This window comes from Marinobacter sp. PE14 (assembly GCF_053566155.1).
This window is the reverse complement of record NZ_JBQXNY010000001.1, coordinates 882,957-901,804: the sequence shown is the minus strand read 5'-3', so window position 1 is coordinate 901,804 and position 18,848 is coordinate 882,957. Positions and strand designations below refer to the sequence as shown.

Annotated in this window: 20 protein-coding genes; all 20 read right to left on the bottom strand. The window is 58.8% G+C overall.

The features are described 5' to 3' along the window. Positions 1-326 precede the first annotated feature (326 nt). Complete coding sequence (gene flhB / locus ACWJ62_RS04315) at positions 327-1,463, bottom strand: flagellar biosynthesis protein FlhB (RefSeq protein WP_449285076.1); 1,137 nt, start codon at positions 1,461-1,463, stop codon at positions 327-329. A 6-nt stretch (positions 1,464-1,469) separates the two neighbouring features. Continuing rightward, positions 1,470-2,255 (bottom strand): flagellar biosynthetic protein FliR, encoded by a 786-nt coding sequence (gene fliR / locus ACWJ62_RS04310; RefSeq protein ID WP_449285075.1) that lies wholly within the window; start codon positions 2,253-2,255, stop codon positions 1,470-1,472. A 3-nt stretch (positions 2,256-2,258) separates the two neighbouring features. Then, on the bottom strand, positions 2,259-2,528 hold the full coding sequence (gene fliQ, locus ACWJ62_RS04305; protein WP_148609633.1) for a flagellar biosynthesis protein FliQ: 270 nt from the start codon (positions 2,526-2,528) through the stop codon (positions 2,259-2,261). Positions 2,529-2,536: 8 nt separating this feature from the next. After that, positions 2,537-3,313 (bottom strand): flagellar type III secretion system pore protein FliP, encoded by a 777-nt coding sequence (gene fliP / locus ACWJ62_RS04300; RefSeq protein WP_449285074.1) that lies wholly within the window; start codon positions 3,311-3,313, stop codon positions 2,537-2,539. Positions 3,314-3,317: 4 nt separating this feature from the next. Then, positions 3,318-3,767 (bottom strand): flagellar biosynthetic protein FliO, encoded by a 450-nt coding sequence (fliO, locus tag ACWJ62_RS04295; protein ID WP_449285073.1) that lies wholly within the window; start codon positions 3,765-3,767, stop codon positions 3,318-3,320. A 1-nt stretch (position 3,768) separates the two neighbouring features. Beyond that, the gene (fliN, locus tag ACWJ62_RS04290) at positions 3,769-4,260 is read right to left on the bottom strand and encodes a flagellar motor switch protein FliN (protein WP_088556883.1); all 492 of its coding nucleotides are present in this window, start codon (positions 4,258-4,260) and stop codon (positions 3,769-3,771) included. Further along, positions 4,253-5,251 (bottom strand): flagellar motor switch protein FliM, encoded by a 999-nt coding sequence (gene fliM / locus ACWJ62_RS04285; RefSeq protein ID WP_449285072.1) that lies wholly within the window; start codon positions 5,249-5,251, stop codon positions 4,253-4,255. The genes fliN and fliM overlap by 8 nt, the downstream gene beginning before the upstream one ends. Positions 5,252-5,287: 36 nt before the next feature. Further along, a complete protein-coding gene (locus ACWJ62_RS04280) occupies positions 5,288-5,797 on the bottom strand; it encodes a flagellar basal body-associated FliL family protein (protein WP_449285071.1) in 510 nt (169 codons plus the stop codon). Between the two features lie 165 nt (positions 5,798-5,962). Further along, on the bottom strand, positions 5,963-7,153 hold the full coding sequence (locus tag ACWJ62_RS04275; protein WP_449285070.1) for a flagellar hook-length control protein FliK: 1,191 nt from the start codon (positions 7,151-7,153) through the stop codon (positions 5,963-5,965). 153 nt (positions 7,154-7,306) lie between these two features. Further along, positions 7,307-7,654, bottom strand: a complete 348-nt coding sequence (locus ACWJ62_RS04270) for an Hpt domain-containing protein (protein WP_449285069.1) — start codon at positions 7,652-7,654, stop codon at positions 7,307-7,309. Next, positions 7,647-9,404: a PP2C family protein-serine/threonine phosphatase gene (locus ACWJ62_RS04265; RefSeq protein ID WP_449285068.1), complete on the bottom strand. Its 1,758-nt coding sequence runs from the start codon at positions 9,402-9,404 to the stop codon at positions 7,647-7,649. The genes ACWJ62_RS04270 and ACWJ62_RS04265 overlap by 8 nt, the downstream gene beginning before the upstream one ends. Before the next feature lie 24 nt (positions 9,405-9,428). Beyond that, positions 9,429-9,734 carry an STAS domain-containing protein gene (locus ACWJ62_RS04260; RefSeq protein WP_449285067.1) on the bottom strand — a complete coding sequence of 102 codons (306 nt, stop codon included), beginning with the start codon at positions 9,732-9,734 and terminating at the stop codon, positions 9,429-9,431. A gap of 122 nt (positions 9,735-9,856) precedes the next feature. Continuing rightward, on the bottom strand, positions 9,857-10,300 hold the full coding sequence (fliJ, locus tag ACWJ62_RS04255) for a flagellar export protein FliJ (RefSeq protein WP_449285066.1): 444 nt from the start codon (positions 10,298-10,300) through the stop codon (positions 9,857-9,859). Beyond that, positions 10,300-11,694 (bottom strand): flagellar protein export ATPase FliI, encoded by a 1,395-nt coding sequence (gene fliI, locus ACWJ62_RS04250; RefSeq protein ID WP_449285065.1) that lies wholly within the window; start codon positions 11,692-11,694, stop codon positions 10,300-10,302. Before fliI ends, fliJ begins: the two co-directional genes overlap by 1 nt. Continuing rightward, entirely contained in the window at positions 11,675-12,568 is an 894-nt protein-coding gene (locus ACWJ62_RS04245; RefSeq protein ID WP_449285064.1) for a flagellar assembly protein FliH, read from the bottom strand. Before ACWJ62_RS04245 ends, fliI begins: the two co-directional genes overlap by 20 nt. After that, positions 12,568-13,611: a flagellar motor switch protein FliG gene (gene fliG / locus ACWJ62_RS04240; RefSeq protein ID WP_008173060.1), complete on the bottom strand. Its 1,044-nt coding sequence runs from the start codon at positions 13,609-13,611 to the stop codon at positions 12,568-12,570. The genes ACWJ62_RS04245 and fliG overlap by 1 nt, the downstream gene beginning before the upstream one ends. Continuing rightward, positions 13,604-15,313 carry a flagellar basal-body MS-ring/collar protein FliF gene (fliF, locus tag ACWJ62_RS04235; RefSeq protein ID WP_449285063.1) on the bottom strand — a complete coding sequence of 570 codons (1,710 nt, stop codon included), beginning with the start codon at positions 15,311-15,313 and terminating at the stop codon, positions 13,604-13,606. Before fliF ends, fliG begins: the two co-directional genes overlap by 8 nt. Positions 15,314-15,328: 15 nt before the next feature. Beyond that, positions 15,329-15,697, bottom strand: a complete 369-nt coding sequence (fliE, locus tag ACWJ62_RS04230; protein ID WP_008173058.1) for a flagellar hook-basal body complex protein FliE — start codon at positions 15,695-15,697, stop codon at positions 15,329-15,331. 251 nt (positions 15,698-15,948) lie between these two features. Next, positions 15,949-17,412 carry a sigma-54-dependent transcriptional regulator gene (locus ACWJ62_RS04225; protein ID WP_449285062.1) on the bottom strand — a complete coding sequence of 488 codons (1,464 nt, stop codon included), beginning with the start codon at positions 17,410-17,412 and terminating at the stop codon, positions 15,949-15,951. A gap of 12 nt (positions 17,413-17,424) precedes the next feature. Then, entirely contained in the window at positions 17,425-18,663 is a 1,239-nt protein-coding gene (locus tag ACWJ62_RS04220) for a sensor histidine kinase (RefSeq protein WP_449285061.1), read from the bottom strand. Between the last annotated feature and the right edge of the window lie 185 nt (positions 18,664-18,848).

Below are 18,848 nucleotides of genomic sequence, written 5' to 3'. Positions count from 1 at the left end.
CTGGAAAGGCCTTCCACCACCACTTGTCATAACCTCCAGATATCGCTCTGGATTTATTTTTGCCTGGTTGAAAGTCTCGCCATTAACCAGGATTAAAACGCAGGTTGGATTAGGCGCAGCCGTAATCGAGCCTACGATTCTCGGTTTTAATGCGATATCGAATGGCTCAGAAGCGGGTTGTCGGGTGGGCCTCCCAAAAATGTCGGCGGCCATGGATGGCCGACGCCAAGCGCACATGGATGTGCTCGTAGCGGTTTTTGGGAGGCCCACCCGACAACCCGCCAGCACCCAAACCCGCAGGCTACTTTCAGGAACCCAACTCCAAACTAAACGTCGCGCCGCAAATCCGAGGGAATCGGGAACTCCGGCATACCAGGCTTAGGCCCACGCCCCTTGCGGAACTGCCGCAGCTGGAAAACATAGGCGAGCACCTGGGCAATGGCCATGTAGAGGCCATCGGGAATCTCCTCGCCGATGTCGGTGTTGTGGTACACCGCCCGGGTCAGCGGCGGCGTTCTCAGGATCTCGACTTTGTTCTCCCTGGCAATCTCCATGATCTTGAAAGCAATCTCATCGGCGCCTTTGGCGACAACAATCGGCGCAGCATTGGCTTTCTGGTCATATTTCAACGCCACGGCGTAGTGGGTCGGGTTGGTGATCACCACATCTGCGGTGGGCACGTCCTGCATCATCCGGCGCTGGGCCATTTCACGCTGGAGCTGGCGGATCTTGCCTTTGACCTCCGGCTTGCCCTCGGTGTCCTTGTACTCGTCTTTCACTTCCTGCTTGGTCATGCGCAGTTTTTTCTGGTGATCGTAGATCTGGAAGGGTACATCGATCGCCGCGATGATGATGGTGGCGCAGGACAGCAGGAAGAAGCTCCAGGCGATGGTCCAGAGTACATGTTCCATGGCCGGCACCACCGGTTCTTCGGCGATAGCCAGCAGATCTTCGGTGCGAAGATCGAGAATGAGGATGGCCAATACCATCACGAGACCGACTTTTGCGATAGCTTTGACCAGCTCGATCAGGGAACGCAGGGAGAACATGCGACCCAACCCCTTGAACGGATCCATACGATTAAGCTTGGGCGCGACGGCCTTCCCGCTGATCAGCAGGCCTCCGATGCCGATAGAGCCGAAGATGGCGGCAATCAGCAGCAGCAGAAGTATCGGCGAGAGAGCCCAGGCGGCTTCCTTGGAGGATTCGATGAGCTGGACGCTCATGTGGCGCATATCGAAGATGGCAGAGCGTTCGATCACGAAGCTGTCACGCATAATGGCTTCTAGCGACGCACCGAGGCTGGCGCCAAACACGAGCATGCCGCCGGCGCCGGCCAGGAGCACTGCCATGGTGGCCAGCTCCTTGGAGCGCGCAGTCTGGCCGTCCTCCTTGGCTTTTTCGAGCCTTCGGGGGGTGGCCTCTTCCGTTTTTTCCTGACTGTTATCGTCTTCTTCGGCCATGAATCTTTACGGTTGCCCCTGCAGTCCCCGCATGAAATCAAAAGTCTCCCGGGCGTACTGATCGAAGTGCGGCAGAAAATTGGCGTGCAGCACCCATATGGCAAACAATCCAAAAATCAGGCCAATCGGGAAACCGAGGGCGAAGATGTTCATCTGGGGTGCAGCACGGGTCATGACGCCGAAGGCGATGTTCACGATCAGCACGGCCGTAACCGCCGGCAATGCGAGGAGCATCGCCGAGGCAAACATCCAGCTGATTCGGTGGGCCAATTCCCAGACCCCGGCCTGGCCCAGGCCTTCCATGCCGATGGGCAGGGTCCGGAAGCTTTCGATAAAGACTTCAAAGGCAACCAGGTGGCCGTTCATGGCCAGGAACAGCAGGGTGATGGTGATGGTGTAAATCTGGGACAGCACGGGGACATTCACGCCGTTGGCCGGGTCGACCATTGACGCAAAGCCCAAACCCATCTGCATGGCGATCATCTGGCCGGCAATCACGAACAACTGCCAGAGTGCGGTCAGCGCAAAGCCCATGCCGACGCCAATGAGTATCTGCTGCAGAGTGATGACCACGGCATCGGCGCTCAGGGCTTCCACCTGAGGAACGGGCGGGATCATGGGCGCGATGAGTATGGTCATCAGCAAGGCCAGCCCGAGACGGACCCGGGCAGGCACCAACTGGGTACCGAAAATGGGGATCACCATCAGGAAGCTGGCCAGACGGAACAGGGGCCAGAGGTGCTGACCGACCCATTGGCCGATCACATCCGCGCTGATCTCCGCCGGTATCATCCGTCAGCCGATCAGGTAAGGTATGTTGCCGAACAACCGGTTGGCATGATCCAGCAGCTGAGTGAGCATCCAGGGTCCCCAAACGATGATGACGATCAACGTAACCAGCAGGCGCGGCAGGAAGCTCAGGGTCTGCTCGTTTATCTGGGTGGCGGCCTGAAAGGTACTGACCACCAGACCAATCACCAGCCCCGGGCCGATGATGACTGAGGCTAGGAGAACAATCATCCACAAGGCTTCGCGCAGGATGTCGATAACGGTTTCCGGAGTCATGGGGCCTCCTATATTCCGTAACTGGCGGCGAGTGTGCCCATGATCAGGGCCCAGCCGTCCACCAGAACAAACAGCATGATCTTGAACGGCAGCGAGATGATGATTGGTGACAGCATCATCATACCCATGGCCATGAGAACACTGGCCACCACCATGTCGATAATCAGGAACGGGATGAACAGGATAAACCCGATCTGGAACGCGGTCTTGAGTTCACTGGTGACGAATGCCGGCATCAGTATCCAGAAGGACACGTCCTGCGGCGTTTCGTACTGCGTGTCGGAGATCCTCATGAACAGGGCCAGGTCACTCTCGCGGGTCTGTTCCAGCATGAATTTACGGAACGGTTGGCTGGCCAGCTCGACCGCCTCCAGGGAGGTCACTTCCTCCTGCATGTAGGGTTGCAGCGCCACCTGGTTGGCCTCCTCCAGCACCGGTTTCATGATGAAGATGCTGAGAAACAGAGCCAGGCCGAGAAGAATCTGGTTCGACGGCGTGGATTGCAGGCCAATCGCCTGACGCAGGATGGCAAACACAACGATGATGCGGGTAAAAGACGTCATCATCATGAGCATGGCCGGCAGGAACGTCAGCGCTGTCATCAGCGCCAGGATCTGCAGGGTTACCGAGTATTCCTGAGCGCCCTCGCCTTCTCCGGGCGTCACGGTGAAAGCCGGTATACCGGGGATGCCGGAAGGTTCCTGAGCCAGCGCCAGTGGAGCCCAGACAAAGCCCGCCAATAAAATCAGGGATGGAAGCAGTCGCTTGATGGTTGCCGCAAGCATTAGGCTAGTCGTTCCTTGTCGGGGAAGTCCAGGATTTGCCGATCATGCCCTGCAGTCGCCGGGCAAAATCACTGGAGCCGGCACTGCCAGCCTCGACAACCGGCTCGTCAAACACATGCAGGGTCCGGATCGCCGATGGGGTAATACCCAACAGGATCTGCTGGCCGCCCACCTCAATCAGGGCGATACGCTCGCGAGCACCGATGGCCATCACCGACACCACCTTGATGGCGTTGTTATTCATGCCGGTCATGCCGTTCATACGGCGAATAATCCAGGCGCAGCCATAAATGACAGCAATCACTGCCACCAGCCCCAACCCCAAACTGACAATGGTGCCGAGGGTATCCGGCGCACGCACAGGGGAATCAGGGGCAACCGTCTTGGCAGTTTCCTGGGCAAAGGCCGGATTGATCAGCAGCAGCGCCAGTACCGCAATGAATTTGGACCACATTTTACTTCTGCAACCGCTTGATACGTTCGCCCGGGCTGATCACATCGGTGAGACGGATGCCGAACTTTTCATTCACCATGACCACCTCGCCATGGGCGATCAGGGTACCGTTTACCAGCACGTCCAGGGGTTCACCCGCCAGGCGGTCAAGCTCGATAACCGAGCCCTGGTTCAGTTGCAACAGGTTCCGTATCGGAATCTCAGTGTTACCCACCTCCATTGATATGGTGACCGGAATATCAAGAATGACGTCGATATCCGGAGCCGGACCACCACCCTTGGCGGGCTCGCTTCCGTTATCAAATTCCTCCATGGGCGCTGCCTGAACATCGTCCTCGGCTTCACCGGTTTCGCCGGCCTCTGCCATTGCAGCGGCCCACTCGTCCTCGCGTTCGCCCTCATCCCCGGACTCTTCCATGGCGGCTTCCCACTCGGCAGCCAGCTTTTCGTCCTCGCTGAGTTCCTGCTCGTCTTTCTTGTCGTCGTCAGCCATTGTTTCCCACCTTGAATTGTTTCTTCACCTTGGGCCTTGATGCCCGCTCATGAATCCGCAGTGCCAGTTTCCCGTCACGAGTCCCCAGAGTTGCCTTGTAAACGGGGATGCCGTTGGCGGTGACCGTCAAATGCTCGGGCACCTCCACTGGGATAATGTCGCCAGCCTTCATCTTGGCGATATCCCGCAGTGAGATACGCCGACGACAGACCGTTGTGTTGATCGGTACGTTGACCTCTTTGATGTCTTCCTGAAGCGCGTTCACCCAGCGCTCATCAACATCGTCAATATCACTCTGAACCCCGGCATCGAGCACGTCGCGGATGGGTTCGATCATGGAATAGGGCAAGGCAAAGTGCAGTTCACCGCCGCCACCGTCGAGCTCAATGTGGAAGGTGCTGACCACAACCACTTCACTGGGACTGACGATGTTGGCCATGGCCGGGTTCACTTCCGAGCTCAGGTACTCGAAATCCACCTTGAGTACCGCGTGCCAGGCTTCCTTCATATCGTGGAACACCTGATCCAGAACCATCTGGACGATGCGGGTCTCGGTCGGGGTGAACTCGCGACCCTCAATCTTGGCGTGCCGCCCCTCCCCACCGAAGAAGTTGTCCACCAGCTTGAAAACCAGCTTGGCATCCAGCACGAACAGGGAGGTGCCTCGAAGCGGGCGAACCTTACACAGGTTAAGACTGGTGGGCACGTAAAGGGTGTGAATATACTCGCCGAACTTCATGATCTGGACGCCGCCGGTGGAGACATCGGCGTTGCGACGCATGAGGTTGAACAGGCTGATCCGGGTGTAACGGGCAAAGCGCTCGTTGATCATCTCCAGGGTCGGCATCCGGCCCCGGACAATGCGGTCCTGACTGGCAAGGTCATAGGACTTTATACCGGTGTCATCGGTCTCTTCGTAGGTATCAATGTCACCGTCGTCCACCCCGTGGAGGAGCGCATCGATTTCGTCCTGTGACAACAAGTCCTGCATACTTAGTCCTGCCCCTGACGTACCGTGGCCCGTGCGCTATTGCACGACAAAATTTCTGAATAACACCCGCTTGATGGCGGGCTCGCCTTCCTGCTCCAGCACCTGATTCACCGTGGTCAGCATCCGCTCGGCCAAGCCACTCCGGCCCTCGGGTGTCTGCAGCTCGTTGAAGTTACTGCTTCCCAGGACTGTCACCAGCTGGCTTCGAATCAGAGGCATGTGCAGCTTGGCAGCTTCAAGCGCCTGTGGGTCGGTGGACTCCAGCGCCAGATACGCCTGGGCGTAGCGTTGGCGACCCTCGGCCTGAACCGTGGTAACGATGGCTTTTTCGATCAGGTAGTAGCTGCTGGGAATAAAGGTTTCCTCGGCAACCTCGGTTGCGTCGCCCTCTTCCTCACCCATGCCCGGAAGACCGCCGCCCAGGAACCACAAGGTACCCACCACAGACAGCACAATGGCCAGGATCACCACCACAACCAGCATGATGATCAGCTTCAGTTTTCCCTTCTTGGCAGGAGCCGCTTCAGAATCGTTATTTTCAGCCATAATGTTCGCTTTGCCAGAAATCCGTCACGGGGAGTAATTTTCCGCGACTTTTCAGGATTGGATGCAAAGGGCGGGCCAGAACACCCAACCTTCCCGTTCAGAACAGCAGTTTAGCGTTGCCGGGAAGGATGGGCAAAGGAGATTGGAAGAGAATATCGAAGGGTATCAGGCGAAGATGTCTACTTCGCCTTTCCAGCTGAGATCAAGGCTGCCGGAGCTAATGCCTTCATCGTCCTGATCGCCAGCAATCAGCGATGCCGAGCCGCCACCGGAGCCATCATCATTTCCAGCGCCCTGTTCGCCGGTCTGCTGGTGAGGCGAATCGGAAACATCGAAGCCCGCCAGGGACAGACCCTGCTCACCCAGCATATCCCTGAGCCGGTGGGAATGCAGTTCAAGCTGGTCACGGACCACGGGATTGGCCGAATGGACCGTAATATTCGCCTGTTCGTTCTGCACCCGGACCTTGACCTCCATGGGTCCCATGTCCGGCGGTGTCAGGTGGATTTCGGCAACCGACATGTTGCGGGCGGTCAGCCAACTGAGCTTGCCTACCAATTTGTCACCCCACTCTGCATGGCCAACCGGCACATCAATGGACGTAGCATAACCTCGCAACGGTGCAGCGTTCTCGGCCATCAGTTTCGCTGCCCCATTGGCATTATTGGCCGCTTGCTGGGACACCAGATCCATGGCGGACTGGAAGCGGCCAGAATTGATCAACGAGCCGGAATCCGCATTGCGGCCCGTCTCGGTGAGCACTGAGGCTTTCATCGCGTCTGTCAGTGTGGCATCGCCGGTGACACCACCGGATGCGGACTGAGCTTTCTGACCCGGGGCCCCTGAGAGAAGGCCACTGAACACTCCGGCAACCGAATTCGTTTGGCCCGAACCACCGCTGGCAGCGTTGGCGCCAGCTCCCGGCACTGTAACTGACATGGTGGACTCACCAGCACCTCCGGCTTTTGGGTTCAGCCAGGACTGCAGCTCGACAAAGGTAAGCGGAAGCGCCGTCGGCTCTGATTTGCCATCACCGGCAACAGCGGCCTCGCCCGCTTCCCGTGATTCAGCATCCGTGGCAGCGTCGGCTTTATCGCCACCCTTTGGATCAGCGTTCGCGTTTGCTTCGGTTTTCGTCTCTGAAGACGTGTCCCGGGCCGCCCGGGATTCATCGGCAGATTTGGCCTCGGCGTTCCGGTCCGCCTTCTGGCGATCGAGCCGCTTTTGCTCCGCCTGGGAGACAGAGTCAAAATCGTTTTTCCTGTCAGCCGGATCCCGGCTGGTTCCGGACTTGGACGGGCCGGGATCTTTCTGCGTCCCGGGCGCGGGGGTTTGGGGAAGAACCATCTGGGCCATGGCAACCTCTTGCCGCTTTTATCGCATTGTCGCCCTCACCTTGCCGAACCTGGCCGGTGCATGGGCGGTGAATCCACTCAATGCGAAGGACAAAGCAATTGTGATGCCAGCGCACACCTGCTTCGTCTGACAAACGGCCTGAATCAATCTGATTCACCCCACCATCAAACCATCCAGGCCCACGATTACCTGTTCGAATTCCCGGGTGATGTCATCGAGCAACCCCGAGGCATCGTCCAGCCGGGACTCCTTTCCTGCCATTTCCGCCTTCAGGCAGAGATGGCCAAGCCGTGGGGCGCCAATATTGATACAACTGCCCTTGAAGCTGTGTGCCGTCTTGGCAAAGGCGTCACTATCGTCAGCTCTCAGGGCTTCTTGCAGTCCCCGAATTCTGTCCCGGGAATCTGCAACATAGGTCTGTATCAGCACTTCGAATTCGTCCTCCATGACGTCTCGAAGCTCAGCCAGTGCCTCCTCGTCCAGGTGTGGTTTATCAGTCATTTCGATTCTCCGCTGTACGGGCGAACTGCCAATCATAGACAATTTCAACATGATTGCCCTGTTCATGAAACCTGATGGTCTCCGCCAGACGTTTCAACAGCAGCAGGCCCCGCCCCGCATAGCGCCCGCTCGTCGTTGGGGAACTACCGGGGGCCACGCTGGGATGATTGCGGAAATCAAACCCCTGGCCGCTGTCCTCACAGATAACACGAAGCCGGCCTCCATCCGGTTTCAGGGAATGGTGCAGTGTGAACCGGATGTAGTGGCCCTCCACGTCGGCCAGGCGCCGATTGCGCTCCGCGTAGTAGCGGCCAAAGCCCTCCGGTGAGTGTTTCCATTCTGATGGGAGCTCCAGGACACCGTGTTCCAGCGCGTTGTTGTAGAGTTCCGCCAGCAGGGTATAGATTTCGCCGCTCTTCCGCCGGAGGCCCGGCACCTCCATGCAGATATGAAGCAACAGAGGTAGGGGGCTGAACTCTCCGAGGGTCCTTTCCCGAATTTCATAGGTGCACCGCCATTCCGCCGGCCCGGCAAGAGCAGACGGTGCGGCACGATCTGGCAGGGTAGCCAGACCCGCCTCGTCCATCATTTCCAGACAGCAGAGCGTCAGGTCATCGCCATCCTCAAAGTTGCCGGTAAAACGGTGAACCGCGGACACCATGGCATCAAACGGATGGTCACCACGGTCGAGCCGATCAAGCGTGCCGGTAACGCCCTGCTCACCGAACACATTGCTGGCGCTGTCGGCAGATTCCAGAAAGCCGTCGGTCATCATCAACACCCGGTCACCGGGGGCGGCACCAACCCTCTCGAAATCGGCATTGAACTGATCCGGCGCGAGGATACCGAGGGGAAGATGCCGTGATGGCAATGCCAGCTGCTCTCCCGAGGTCCGGATCAGCCAGCCATCGGGCAGACCGCCGTTCCAGATCTGCACCTGATTAAGCTTGAAATCCGCCTCGATCATGGCGCCACAGCAGAACATGCCCGTGGGCAGAATCCGTTTGAGTTTCTGGTTGATCTCGCGTAACACGTCCTGGCCATTAAAGCCCTTATTGGCCATGCCGTAGAAGATCTCTGCTACGGGCATGGCGCCGATGGCAGCCGGCAGACCATGGCCGGTGAAATCCCCCATGAAGATCAGCATCCCGCCCGCCGGCCGAGGCGAGGCAAACAGCACATCACCATTGAAAATGGACTGGGGCGAAGCGTGATAGCGAATATTGGGGGCATCAAGGCAGCCGGAATGGGCCACGTTATCGAAGACCCGCTTGGCGATTTCCTGCTCTTCGGTGAGTTGTCGGTTCCGCTCACGGATGAGATCCCGCTGATCGGAGAGGGTCCGGTGCATCAATCGCATTCGGTTGAAGGCCTTGATCTTGGCTTCAATGATGATCCGGTTATAGGGCTTTCCCAGAAAGTCATCGCCACCGGCCTCCAGGCATCGGGCCAGGGCCCCGGCTTCAGACAGGGAGGTCAGAAAAATCAGGGGGACCAGCCGTTCGCCGGCCAGGAGCTTGATCTGACGGGCCGCTTCCATGCCATCCATAACCGGCATCAGGGCATCCAGCAGCACCAGATCCGGCGCCTCCCGCTGGAAAACAGAGACCGCATCCAGCCCGTTTGCCACATCGAGGACCTCATGTCCCAATCGCTTCAGCAGTGTTTTGAGGATCAGGCGATCGCTGTCTGAATCGTCAGCGATAAGTATTCTCAGGGGACGGCTATGTTCTGCAACGGAATCATCCATGAGTACTCCGGCAGTCCGCGAGCATCAGCGGATATTGAAAAGTTGCTCGAAATTGGAGATGGAAAGAATACGACGGACATCGTTATTGCAGTTTTCGATGACGATTCGGGCACTGTCGCCTCCGGCGTAATCACGGAGCAACAACAGCATTCCCAAGGCCGAGCTATCCAGGTAGGTGGTGTCAGAAAGGTCCACAATGTAATTCCGGATGTGCGGATCACCGTGCTCGTAGGCATCACGGAACGCCTGATGGGTACTGAAGTCGAAACGCCCCTCTATCCTGATAACAAGAGTCTGACCGTCATCATCGCGGCGCGTCTGGATCGGCATTCCAAAACCTCCCGGGCTATCAAGAGCAGCATTTGACCGGCGTATTACACCAGCCCTACATCCGATAAGGATAGCTGAGTGGTCTGATTTTGCATCTGTATTTGCTTGATGCGAAGCAAGATTCAACGTCGACGTTGGTTGAAGGCCCGGCCCGCTGCCTCGTCGGAGAGCTTCTGCTCCCGGAGATCCTGCTCCCTCTGCTCCTGCTGGCGGCAGGTTTCGATGTACTTTTCCATGCCCCGCCGACGCTCCCAGGCCTGCTGCCATTCCTTTTTGCGCGCCTCGAAGACCTTTTCCGCCTGCTCCAGCTGCTTCTGCTGCTGCCGGATTACCTGATCCAATTGCGCAATAAAAGCCTGCCACGCCTGGAGTCTGGACACCTGCACAACGCCCTGCTGGCTGTTGCGAATCTGATCCCGATACTCCTGCTGGTAGCGATTCAGGTTCTGGACCTGTTCGCGCTGCTGCTCCGCCAGCGTTCTGGCCTCGCCCATTCGCTCCAGGGCTTCCTGCTCCTTGCGCTCCTCCAGGGAGAGAACCACTTCCAGGCGCCGGGAACGCAGCATCAGGCATCACCTCCGCCACCGGCTGCCGGATTCGGCACGGCCGACTTGCGCCGATCGGGGGAGCGACGCTCTGGCACCACCGCCAGCAACTGGTCGACGCTCTCCTTCAGCGGTGCACTCTCATTCAGCCCCTGCTGCAGGAACTGGCGCATATTGCCGATGTGAGTGATGGCGAAATCGGTCTCGGGATCGGAACCCTTCACGTAAGCGCCGACAGAAATCAGATCCCGGGCCTGCTGGTAGCGGGAATACACCTGCTTGAATCGCTGGGCCCTGGCAAAATGTTCGGTCTCGGTAACCTGCGGCATCACCCGGCTGATCGACGCCTCCACATCAATGGCGGGGTAGTGTCCTTCTTCAGCAAGCCGGCGGGAAAGTACGATGTGGCCATCCAGAATCGCCCGCGCAGCGTCTGCGATCGGATCCTGCTGGTCGTCGCCTTCGGTAAGCACGGTATAAAACGCTGTGATAGAACCACCTCCGGGACGGCCATTGCCGGTTCGCTCCACCAACTGGGGCAGTTTGGCGAACACCGAGGGCGGGTAGCCTTTGGTCGCCGGCGGCTCACCCACGGCAAGTGCAATCTCCCGCTGGGCCTGGGCGTAACGGGTCAGGGAATCCATCAACAGGAGCACGCGTTTGCCCTGATCCCGGTAATACTCGGCAATCCGGGTGGTCAGCATGGCGGCGCGCAACCGCATCAGTGGCGAATCGTCCGCGGGCGCGGCCACCACCACCGAGCGGGAAAGGCCCTCTTCGCCCAGGATGTCTTCGATAAACTCCTTGACCTCACGGCCCCGCTCACCAATCAGGCCGACCACGGTGATGTCGGCATCGGTAAAGCGGGTCATCATGCCCAGCAACATACTCTTGCCCACGCCACTGCCGGCAAACAGACCCAGGCGCTGACCCTGGCCGACGGTCATCAACGCATTGATCGCCCGAATACCAACATCCATCGACTGCCGCACCGGGGCGCGGTTCAGCGGGTTGATAATATCGCCGGTGAGCGCGACGCGGGCTTCGGCCTGCAAGGGGCCTTTACCGTCCAGGGGCTCGCCACTGCCATCGACCACCCGGCCAAGCAACTGGGGGCCGACCGGCACCCGGCTTGCGGCAGACAGAGGCACAACTCTGGCACCGGGCTTGAGTCCCTCGATTGCTGTCAGGGGCATCAGATACACCCGGTCGTCCTCGAAGCCCACCACTTCCGCCTCAACATTACCGGTGTTCTGGCCAAAGATGACACAGCGGTCACCGACCACCATGGGGCAGCCGACACATTCGAGGGTGAGGCCCACCATGCGGGTCAGTCGGCCGGAAAGTTCAGGTTCGGGCTCGTTTCCCAGGAAGCCCTGAAAGCGATTGAGGCGATCAGCGAGGCTCGATGTCATCACCGTCACCTGTATTTTGCGCCGGCTTCGGATCGTCTGAGGGTTCCCCGGTCTCCGTGGAATCCAGCACGTCCCGATGGAAACCGGTCAGGTCTTCCATCATGGAATCCAGTTCCTCGGTTTCTCCGCCCTCACTGTCGCTCATCTGCTGGTCCAGCATGCTCTGCACGGCCCGCTGGAAGCGTTTTTCGACCGTGAAATCCACCAGGCTATGGCGGGTTTCCACCTTGCAGCCACCGGGCAGAACACTGGCGTCTTCAATGACGGAAGCGGACGCTTCAACGCGGGCGGTCACCTCGCGGACCATTTCACAGTCTTCCGGATTTATGTGGATGCGGATGTTTTCAGCGGTGGAGGGTAACGCCTCCATGGCGCGGCGAACCACGTGAAGGATCTGGGACGAGTCGATGGTCAGTTCACGATAAACCACCGCCCGTGCCAGAACCGTGGTCAGGTTCACCAGAGAGGTTTCAAGTTCGTCCTCGTGGCGTTTGATCGGCAGCAGCAACTCACCGAGCAGATGTTCGAGACGGTCAAGCTTGGTGTCGATTTCCTTGCGTGTATCGTCGTAGCCCTGGCTTTTGCCCTTCTCCCTGCCTTCTGCCAGGCCGGTTTCCAGCCCCTCCTGATGACCTTCCTCCTTGCCGGCCTTCAGGCCATCCTGGTAACCCTGTTCCCGGCCCTCGTTATAGCCGTCTTCCCGGGCCGCCTCGCGGATCTCGTCAATGTCGGCGGCGGTCAGGGGTTTGACCTCGCGCTCCTCTTCCCGCGCTACTTCATTGCCACGGGCATCCAGCAGGGGCAGCTCCCACCGTTCATAGGCGGTCAGCTGTTCCTTGGGAATGCGATTGACGTCACGGGTGGAATCTTTCATTACATCATTTCTTCGCCGGCACCGCCGAGGGAGATTTCACCGGCCTCGGCCATACGGCGTGCAATGGTGATGATGTCTTTCTGGGCGGATTCAACTTCGCTGACCTTGACTGGCCCCTTGGCCTCAAGATCATCCTGCAGCAATTCCGCAGCGCGTTTCGACATGTTCTTGAAGATCTTGTTCTGAACCTCCTCGTCGGCGCCCTTGAGGGCCACCACCAGCACTTCCGAGGACACTTCCCGCAACAGCGCCTGGATTCCGCGGTCGTCCACTTCCTTGAGGTTGTCGAACACGAACATCAGGTCTTCAATGGTGCTGGCAAGGTCCGGATCCATATCCTTTATGGAATCCATCAGATTGCCTTCGATGCTCCGATCCATGAAGTTCATGATGTCCGCTGCCCGCTTGACCCCGCCAATGCGGCTGGTCTGGGAGGCGGCGCCACCCGAGAACTGCTTCTCCAGGATATCGTTGAGTTCCTGCAAGGCCTGGGGCTGGATACTCTCCAGTGACGCAACACGCATCATCACATCAAGGCGGACCTTTTCGTCCAGGGTGCCAAGAATTTCAGCGGCCTGATCCGGATCCAGGTAGGAAATAACAATGGCCTGGATTTGCGGGTGTTCATAGCGAATGATGTCGCCAACGGCCCGGGGCTCCATCCACTTGAGGGTGTCGAGGCCGGTGGTATTGCCGCCAATCAGGATGCGGTCGATCAGGCTCGATGCCTTATCGTCGCCGAGCGCCTGGGTGAGCATCGTCCGGATATACTCGTCATTGCCTACGCCAAGCCCGGTCTGGCCACCGACGGCATCAACAAACTGGTTCATCACGTAGGTGACTTCGTCCTTGCTGACATCTTTCATCTGGGCCATGGCCACACCCACACGCTGAACCTCTTTTGGGCCCATGTGCTTAAGGATTTCTGCGGCATCCGCTTCGCCCAGTGACATGAGCAGAATCGCAGCCTGCTCCACACGCGGAATTTTCCGCTGCGGCTTTGACGGCTCACCGCCACCCTGTTGATTGGCTTGCTCAGTCATCGACGTTCACCCACTGGCGCATTACCTGTGCGACCCGCGCCGGGTCTTCGGCAATCAGCCCTTTCAATGCGTTCAGCTGCCTATCATAACCGTCTGTAGCACCCGGCAAAAGCAGATCATCCTGGGCGGACATGGCCTTGCGAAGCTCATCTCCGCCCTCGATGTCATCAAGGCCGCCGTAACCGCCGCCACTGCCTGAGCCGGAATCCAGGCCGCGTTCCCGCTGGCCACCGCCGGACAGGCTTTTGAGCGTCGGGCGCAGCAACCCCAACACAAGCACCAGAATCACCAGGCCTGCAAGCACTTGCTTCATCAGATCCCAGAACCAGGGCTGCTCCCAGAAGGCCGGTGCCTCGAATTCAACGGATTCTTCCGGCGCAAATGCGGTATTCATTACCGTAACACTGTCACCCCGGGCAGCTGAATAGCCCACAGCATCCCGAACCAGCATGCTAAGCCGTTGTAACTCCTGCTCCGGCCAGGGCTCGTAGCTGACGTCGCCCGTCTGCGGATCCACCACTTTCATGTCGTCCACCGCCAGAGCCACGGTCACTCGTTTGACTCTGCCGAGCTCCTGACGTCGGTAGCTGACGGTACGATCCATTTCGTAATTCCGCGTGGATTCACGGCGCACGTTGACCGGTGCCGGCGCGGCCTGCTCACCATCACCCCCGGCAGCCTGTTCTGGAACCGTTGCATCGGCCGGCGGCTGGTTTGCCAGCGCTCCGGGAATGCCGCCCTGGGCGCCGGCAGTGCGCTGCTCGGTAAGCTCGCGTTCACTGCGGACCGCCTGCTGTTCAGGGTTGAACAATTCCTCTGCCTGCTCCACCGAGGAAAAATCCAGATCCGCCGACACTTCTGCACGATAGCGGCCATCGCCCACTATGGGTCCGATGAGAGAGGCAACCCGACGTGTCAGTCGCTCCTCAACTTTGGATGTGTACTCGTACTGGTCCGCCATCTGATCGGCGTTACTCTGGCTTTCCTTGCCGGTCAAAAGATTGCCGTTCTGGTCAACTACAGTCACGTGCTCCTTGCTCATCATGGGAACGCTGCCGGCAACGAGGTTCACAATGGCGTTGATCTGCTCCTGTTCCGGGCGCCGGCCAGCAAACACTTCAAGAAAGACCGAGGCAGACGGATCGCGGGCATCGCGAACAAACACGGAGCGCTCCGGGATTGCCAGGTGCACGCGGGCATTCCGAACGCCACGCATGCTGGCAACGGTGCGCGCCAGCTCGCCCTCAAGCCCGCGGCGGTAGGAGATGGTTTCCATGAACTGGGAGGTACCCAGACCACGCTCCTGGTCCAGCAACTCGTAGCCCATGGTTTGACGATCTGTGACCCCCTCCGCTGCCAGTTTCAGGCGCGCGTCATAGACCTGATCGGAGGGCACCAGCAACGCGCCGGTGCGGGGATCCATCTTGTAGTCGATTCCGCTGCTGTCGAGGATACTGGTGACGTCCTGCGGGTTATAGGAAGACAGATCGCCGACCACCGGCTGGTAGTTCGGCTCCTGAGCCCAGAGCACGACCGCCAGCCCCAGCGCCACGCTGGCGGCAAGCCCAACCATCAGGCCGATCTGGCGCAGCAGGTTGAGCCGGTTGAACCCCATAAACAGGTCGCTACGACTCTCTGGCGCGTCGCCCTCGCGGGCCGCCGGCATGTTGGAGGCGTTGGTTTCTGCAGGTACGCTGGCCATGACTCTGCTCCGTTATCAGATCGGCATGTTCATAATGTCTTCGTAGGCCCGAACCACCCGGTTACGTACCTGGGTCAGCGCTTCGAAGGAGACAGAGGATTTCTGGGCGGCAATCATCACGCGGGTAATGTCCACGTTCGGATCGCCCATGTCGTATGCGGTTCGCAGATCCCCCGCCGTTTTCTGGAGGTCGTTCACGTTGTTCACCGCGTTGCTCAGCATGTCATTGAAGCTGGGCGTCTCCTGGGTTTCCTGAACCTGGCGAGGGCCGTCTATGCGACCACGAACCGATTGATCCTGCTCGACCCGCTGGTTCTGCATCATCTGTGAACGCAGGGACCGAATATCGGACAAAACACTGTTGATGTCGGCACGCTGAACCATAACTCTCTCCTGGCTCCGCCCTCCCAGGGACGGAATTGCTCTTGGGATGATCTTAGCTTCGATTAAGCAATTGGCAGGCCAATTAGATTTTAGTTATTAATATCAGCTAGTTATGGATATGAAAATGGAGTCATGAAAGTTCCATGACGGACTTTTGACGACAGACAAGATGCCCGCACAGGCATGGGGAACGGAAGTTAAAAAAACGGCACCCCGAGGGGTGCCAATGAAGGAGTTCGTCTTGCAGGGGGTCAGACCAAGGCCATTTCGGCGTCCAGATCGATTCCAGCGTCGCGCATCTGGGCCAGCTTATACCTGAGTGTGCGGGGGCTTATCCCCAACTGCTCTGCGGCCCTGTTGCGACGCCCACGCTCTTTCCGGAGGGTCTGAATAATAATACGGAATTCCTGCTGCCTCAGATCATCTCCCAACGAAACCGCGCCATCCGGATCGTCACCCTGCCCTTGAGACGGCTGTTCGAAAGAGGAACTTCTAGAGTCTGAAATGTCCGCCTCGCCTGTTGTGCTGGCAACGGTTTCGGGTTGCGAAACCGGCTCCAAGCTGCGTATATCCGGACGCCCGGTGATGCCCAGCTCCAGACACAGATCGCCGGAATGAATGACATTACCCTGGTGCAGCACCAGAGCTCGCTGGATGGCATTATCCAGCTCGCGGACATTCCCCGGCCATTGATGGTGCATGAGTGCGCTCTTCGCATCCTGGGCGAAGGTAATCCCGGTCAGCTTCATTTTACGGCAGTGCTTTTTTAGCAGCGACGTGGCCAGCGGCATAATATCCAGCGGCCGCTCCCGAAGCGGCTGCCAGTGCATCGGGAACACTGTCAGACGGTAGTAGAGGTCTTCCCGGAACTTCCCCTCTCGCACGTAGTCCGCCAGATCCCGGTTGGTGGTCGCTACGACACGGACATCCAGACTGATGGTCTTGCGACCACCAACCCGCTCCACTTCCCGCTCCTGCAATACCCGCAATAGCTTGGACTGAAGCCCCAGATCCATCTCCGAAATCTCGTCCAGCAGAATGGTGCCGCCGTTGGCCTGCTCGAATTTGCCGGGTGAGGAGGCGACGGCACCGGTAAAGGCACCTTTTTCATGACCGAACAGGATGGCCTCCAGCATGTTTTCCGGTATTGCGGCACAGTTGATGGCCACAAATGGCTGCTCTGACCGCGGGGACTGCTGGTGAATAAACCGGGCAAGGACTTCCTTGCCGGTTCCGCTTTCCCCCGAAATCATGACGGTGGAGTCGCTGCCGGCCACTTTAGTCGCCAGCTGGAACATCCGCTTGCTGATGGGGTCTTCTGCCACCGGCTCATCACTGGCTTTCTCGCGCCCACCGCCAACAACCTTGCTAACGGCATCCACCAGAAACCGAGGTTCGAATGGCTTCACCAGATAATCGATAGCGCCGGCCTGCATGGCCGATACCGCATCGCTGATCTGGCCATAAGCCGTGATCAGCATCATTGGCAGCCCCGGATAGAGACGCTGAACCTCAGCCAGCAACTGATGTCCTGACAGACCCGGCATATTGACATCGCTGACCACCATATCCACCGGGGACTCCGCCAGTCGCTCTAGGGCTTCGCTGGCATTCGACGCTTCCCGCACCCGGAATTTTGCCAATTCAAGGGTGGTTACCAGCGCTTCACGCAGGTCATGGTCGTCCTCAACAATCAGAATCTGGGCCTTGGCCATGGTTGCCTCCGATCAGTGTCTGTTACGTAATTGCGGCAAACGCAGGGTGGCAACAGCACCGCCCTGCTCCGGCGATTCAATGGAAAACCGTCCCTGGTGCGCCTTGATAACGGCCTGCACCACAGCAAGGCCGAGACCCGTGCCATGAGACTTGGTTGTATAAAAAGCTTCGGTCAGCCGGGCAGCGTCCGAGGACTCAAAACCCGGGCCGTTATCCACAACCCGAATCACCAGTTCCCCGCTTTCCTCGGTTACCCGAATTGCAACCTGGGTAGCGCCGGCCTCAAGGCTGTTATTAACGAGATTGGTACAGGCGCCAACAAGGGCATCCCGATTACACATCAGCCGGCAGTCGCTGGAGATTTCGTTCTCGAGATTCACGTTTGCGCCGGGAGCCAGCTTCAGCCCCTCGACTGCCGAAGCCAGTGCCGAGACCAATTTGCCGGCAGACAGCTCCTCTGCCAGCCGGGTCTCGCCGCGAGCGAAGATCAGCATATCCCGCACCTGCTGCTCCAGGTGGGTCAGGCGAGACATCAGTCGGGAAGCACAGCGCTGACGCATTTCTTCGTCCAGGTCTTCCTGGCTTAAATGACCACCGTACAGAATGGCCGCGGACAGCGGGGTACGGATCTGGTGGGCGAGGGACGCAACCATCTTGCCCATGGCAGACAGACGCTGGGCGTGAGCCAGCTGCGCCTGCAGATGCCGGGTTTCGGTGAGGTCGGTCAGCAAAATCAACTGGCCGGGCTGGTTTTCCATGGTCCGGATCTCGATGCTGACCCTGCGGCCATCCTTCAGAGACACTTCGTGACCATCGTCCCGCCGGGGCGCAAAACAGCGATGGATGACATCAACCCAGCGGGCACCGTCGAGGGGCTCCCCGAGAAGCGCAATGGCTGCCGGGTTGGTCTGCGTTACCACGCCCTGACTATCCAGAACCACAACGCCGGCAGGCAGTGCGTTCAGCAAGGTAGACAGACGATCTGCCAGCTGTTCTTTTTCTTCAAGCTCCTGCTGACGCTGGAGCGATTCCTGGTTCAGCTCACCGGAAAGCTGGTTGACCCGGGATTCGAGGGTCCGGTAGGAGTCAGTGATCTGTCGCGACATCCGGTTGAACAATTCCAGGGCGGTATCCACCGCCTCATCGTCCTGCTCCGGAAACAGGGCGGTAACCTTGTCGTTGACGTCCGCCGCCGCGTTGGTCTTTGTGCCGCCCGCGCCGGACTGAAGAACAAATTGTGCCTGACTCATAACCTGACTCCCCGATCGGCCCGTCGGTTCGGGCCTCATAGTTCGGATACTTCGTTTGCAGGTTGTTAAGCCAGCACCGTGCCAACTTGATTTTTTCTATATATTTCAGGAGGAAAGAGAATGCAGCAAGAGAGTGATGCCAATTTTACGTCGGTCAGAAACGGGAACGGCGCCTCAGGTTACGA

Excerpts from the sequence above, each read along its gene's own strand:
- fliP (WP_449285074.1), bottom strand. The coding sequence starts at position 3,313 with ATGCTTGCGGCAACCATCAAGCGACTGCTTCCATCCCTGATTTTATTG.
- ACWJ62_RS04275 (WP_449285070.1), bottom strand. The coding sequence starts at position 7,153 with ATGGCCCAGATGGTTCTTCCCCAAACCCCCGCGCCCGGGACGCAGAAA.
- ACWJ62_RS04265 (WP_449285068.1), bottom strand. The coding sequence starts at position 9,404 with ATGGATGATTCCGTTGCAGAACATAGCCGTCCCCTGAGAATACTTATC.
- ACWJ62_RS04225 (WP_449285062.1), bottom strand. The coding sequence starts at position 17,412 with ATGGCCAAGGCCCAGATTCTGATTGTTGAGGACGACCATGACCTGCGT.
- fliG (WP_008173060.1), bottom strand. The coding sequence starts at position 13,611 with ATGACTGAGCAAGCCAATCAACAGGGTGGCGGTGAGCCGTCAAAGCCG.
- fliN (WP_088556883.1), bottom strand. The coding sequence starts at position 4,260 with ATGGCTGACGACGACAAGAAAGACGAGCAGGAACTCAGCGAGGACGAA.
- ACWJ62_RS04270 (WP_449285069.1), bottom strand. The coding sequence starts at position 7,654 with ATGACTGATAAACCACACCTGGACGAGGAGGCACTGGCTGAGCTTCGA.
- fliE (WP_008173058.1), bottom strand. The coding sequence starts at position 15,697 with ATGGTTCAGCGTGCCGACATCAACAGTGTTTTGTCCGATATTCGGTCC.
- fliI (WP_449285065.1), bottom strand. The coding sequence starts at position 11,694 with ATGACATCGAGCCTCGCTGATCGCCTCAATCGCTTTCAGGGCTTCCTG.
- ACWJ62_RS04245 (WP_449285064.1), bottom strand. The coding sequence starts at position 12,568 with ATGAAAGATTCCACCCGTGACGTCAATCGCATTCCCAAGGAACAGCTG.
- fliF (WP_449285063.1), bottom strand. The coding sequence starts at position 15,313 with ATGGCCAGCGTACCTGCAGAAACCAACGCCTCCAACATGCCGGCGGCC.
- fliO (WP_449285073.1), bottom strand. The coding sequence starts at position 3,767 with ATGTGGTCCAAATTCATTGCGGTACTGGCGCTGCTGCTGATCAATCCG.
- ACWJ62_RS04260 (WP_449285067.1), bottom strand. The coding sequence starts at position 9,734 with ATGCCGATCCAGACGCGCCGCGATGATGACGGTCAGACTCTTGTTATC.
- flhB (WP_449285076.1), bottom strand. The coding sequence starts at position 1,463 with ATGGCCGAAGAAGACGATAACAGTCAGGAAAAAACGGAAGAGGCCACC.
- fliM (WP_449285072.1), bottom strand. The coding sequence starts at position 5,251 with ATGCAGGACTTGTTGTCACAGGACGAAATCGATGCGCTCCTCCACGGG.
- ACWJ62_RS04220 (WP_449285061.1), bottom strand. The coding sequence starts at position 18,663 with ATGAGTCAGGCACAATTTGTTCTTCAGTCCGGCGCGGGCGGCACAAAG.
- fliQ (WP_148609633.1), bottom strand. The coding sequence starts at position 2,528 with ATGACTCCGGAAACCGTTATCGACATCCTGCGCGAAGCCTTGTGGATG.
- ACWJ62_RS04280 (WP_449285071.1), bottom strand. The coding sequence starts at position 5,797 with ATGGCTGAAAATAACGATTCTGAAGCGGCTCCTGCCAAGAAGGGAAAA.
- fliR (WP_449285075.1), bottom strand. The coding sequence starts at position 2,255 with ATGATACCGGCGGAGATCAGCGCGGATGTGATCGGCCAATGGGTCGGT.
- fliJ (WP_449285066.1), bottom strand. The coding sequence starts at position 10,300 with ATGCTGCGTTCCCGGCGCCTGGAAGTGGTTCTCTCCCTGGAGGAGCGC.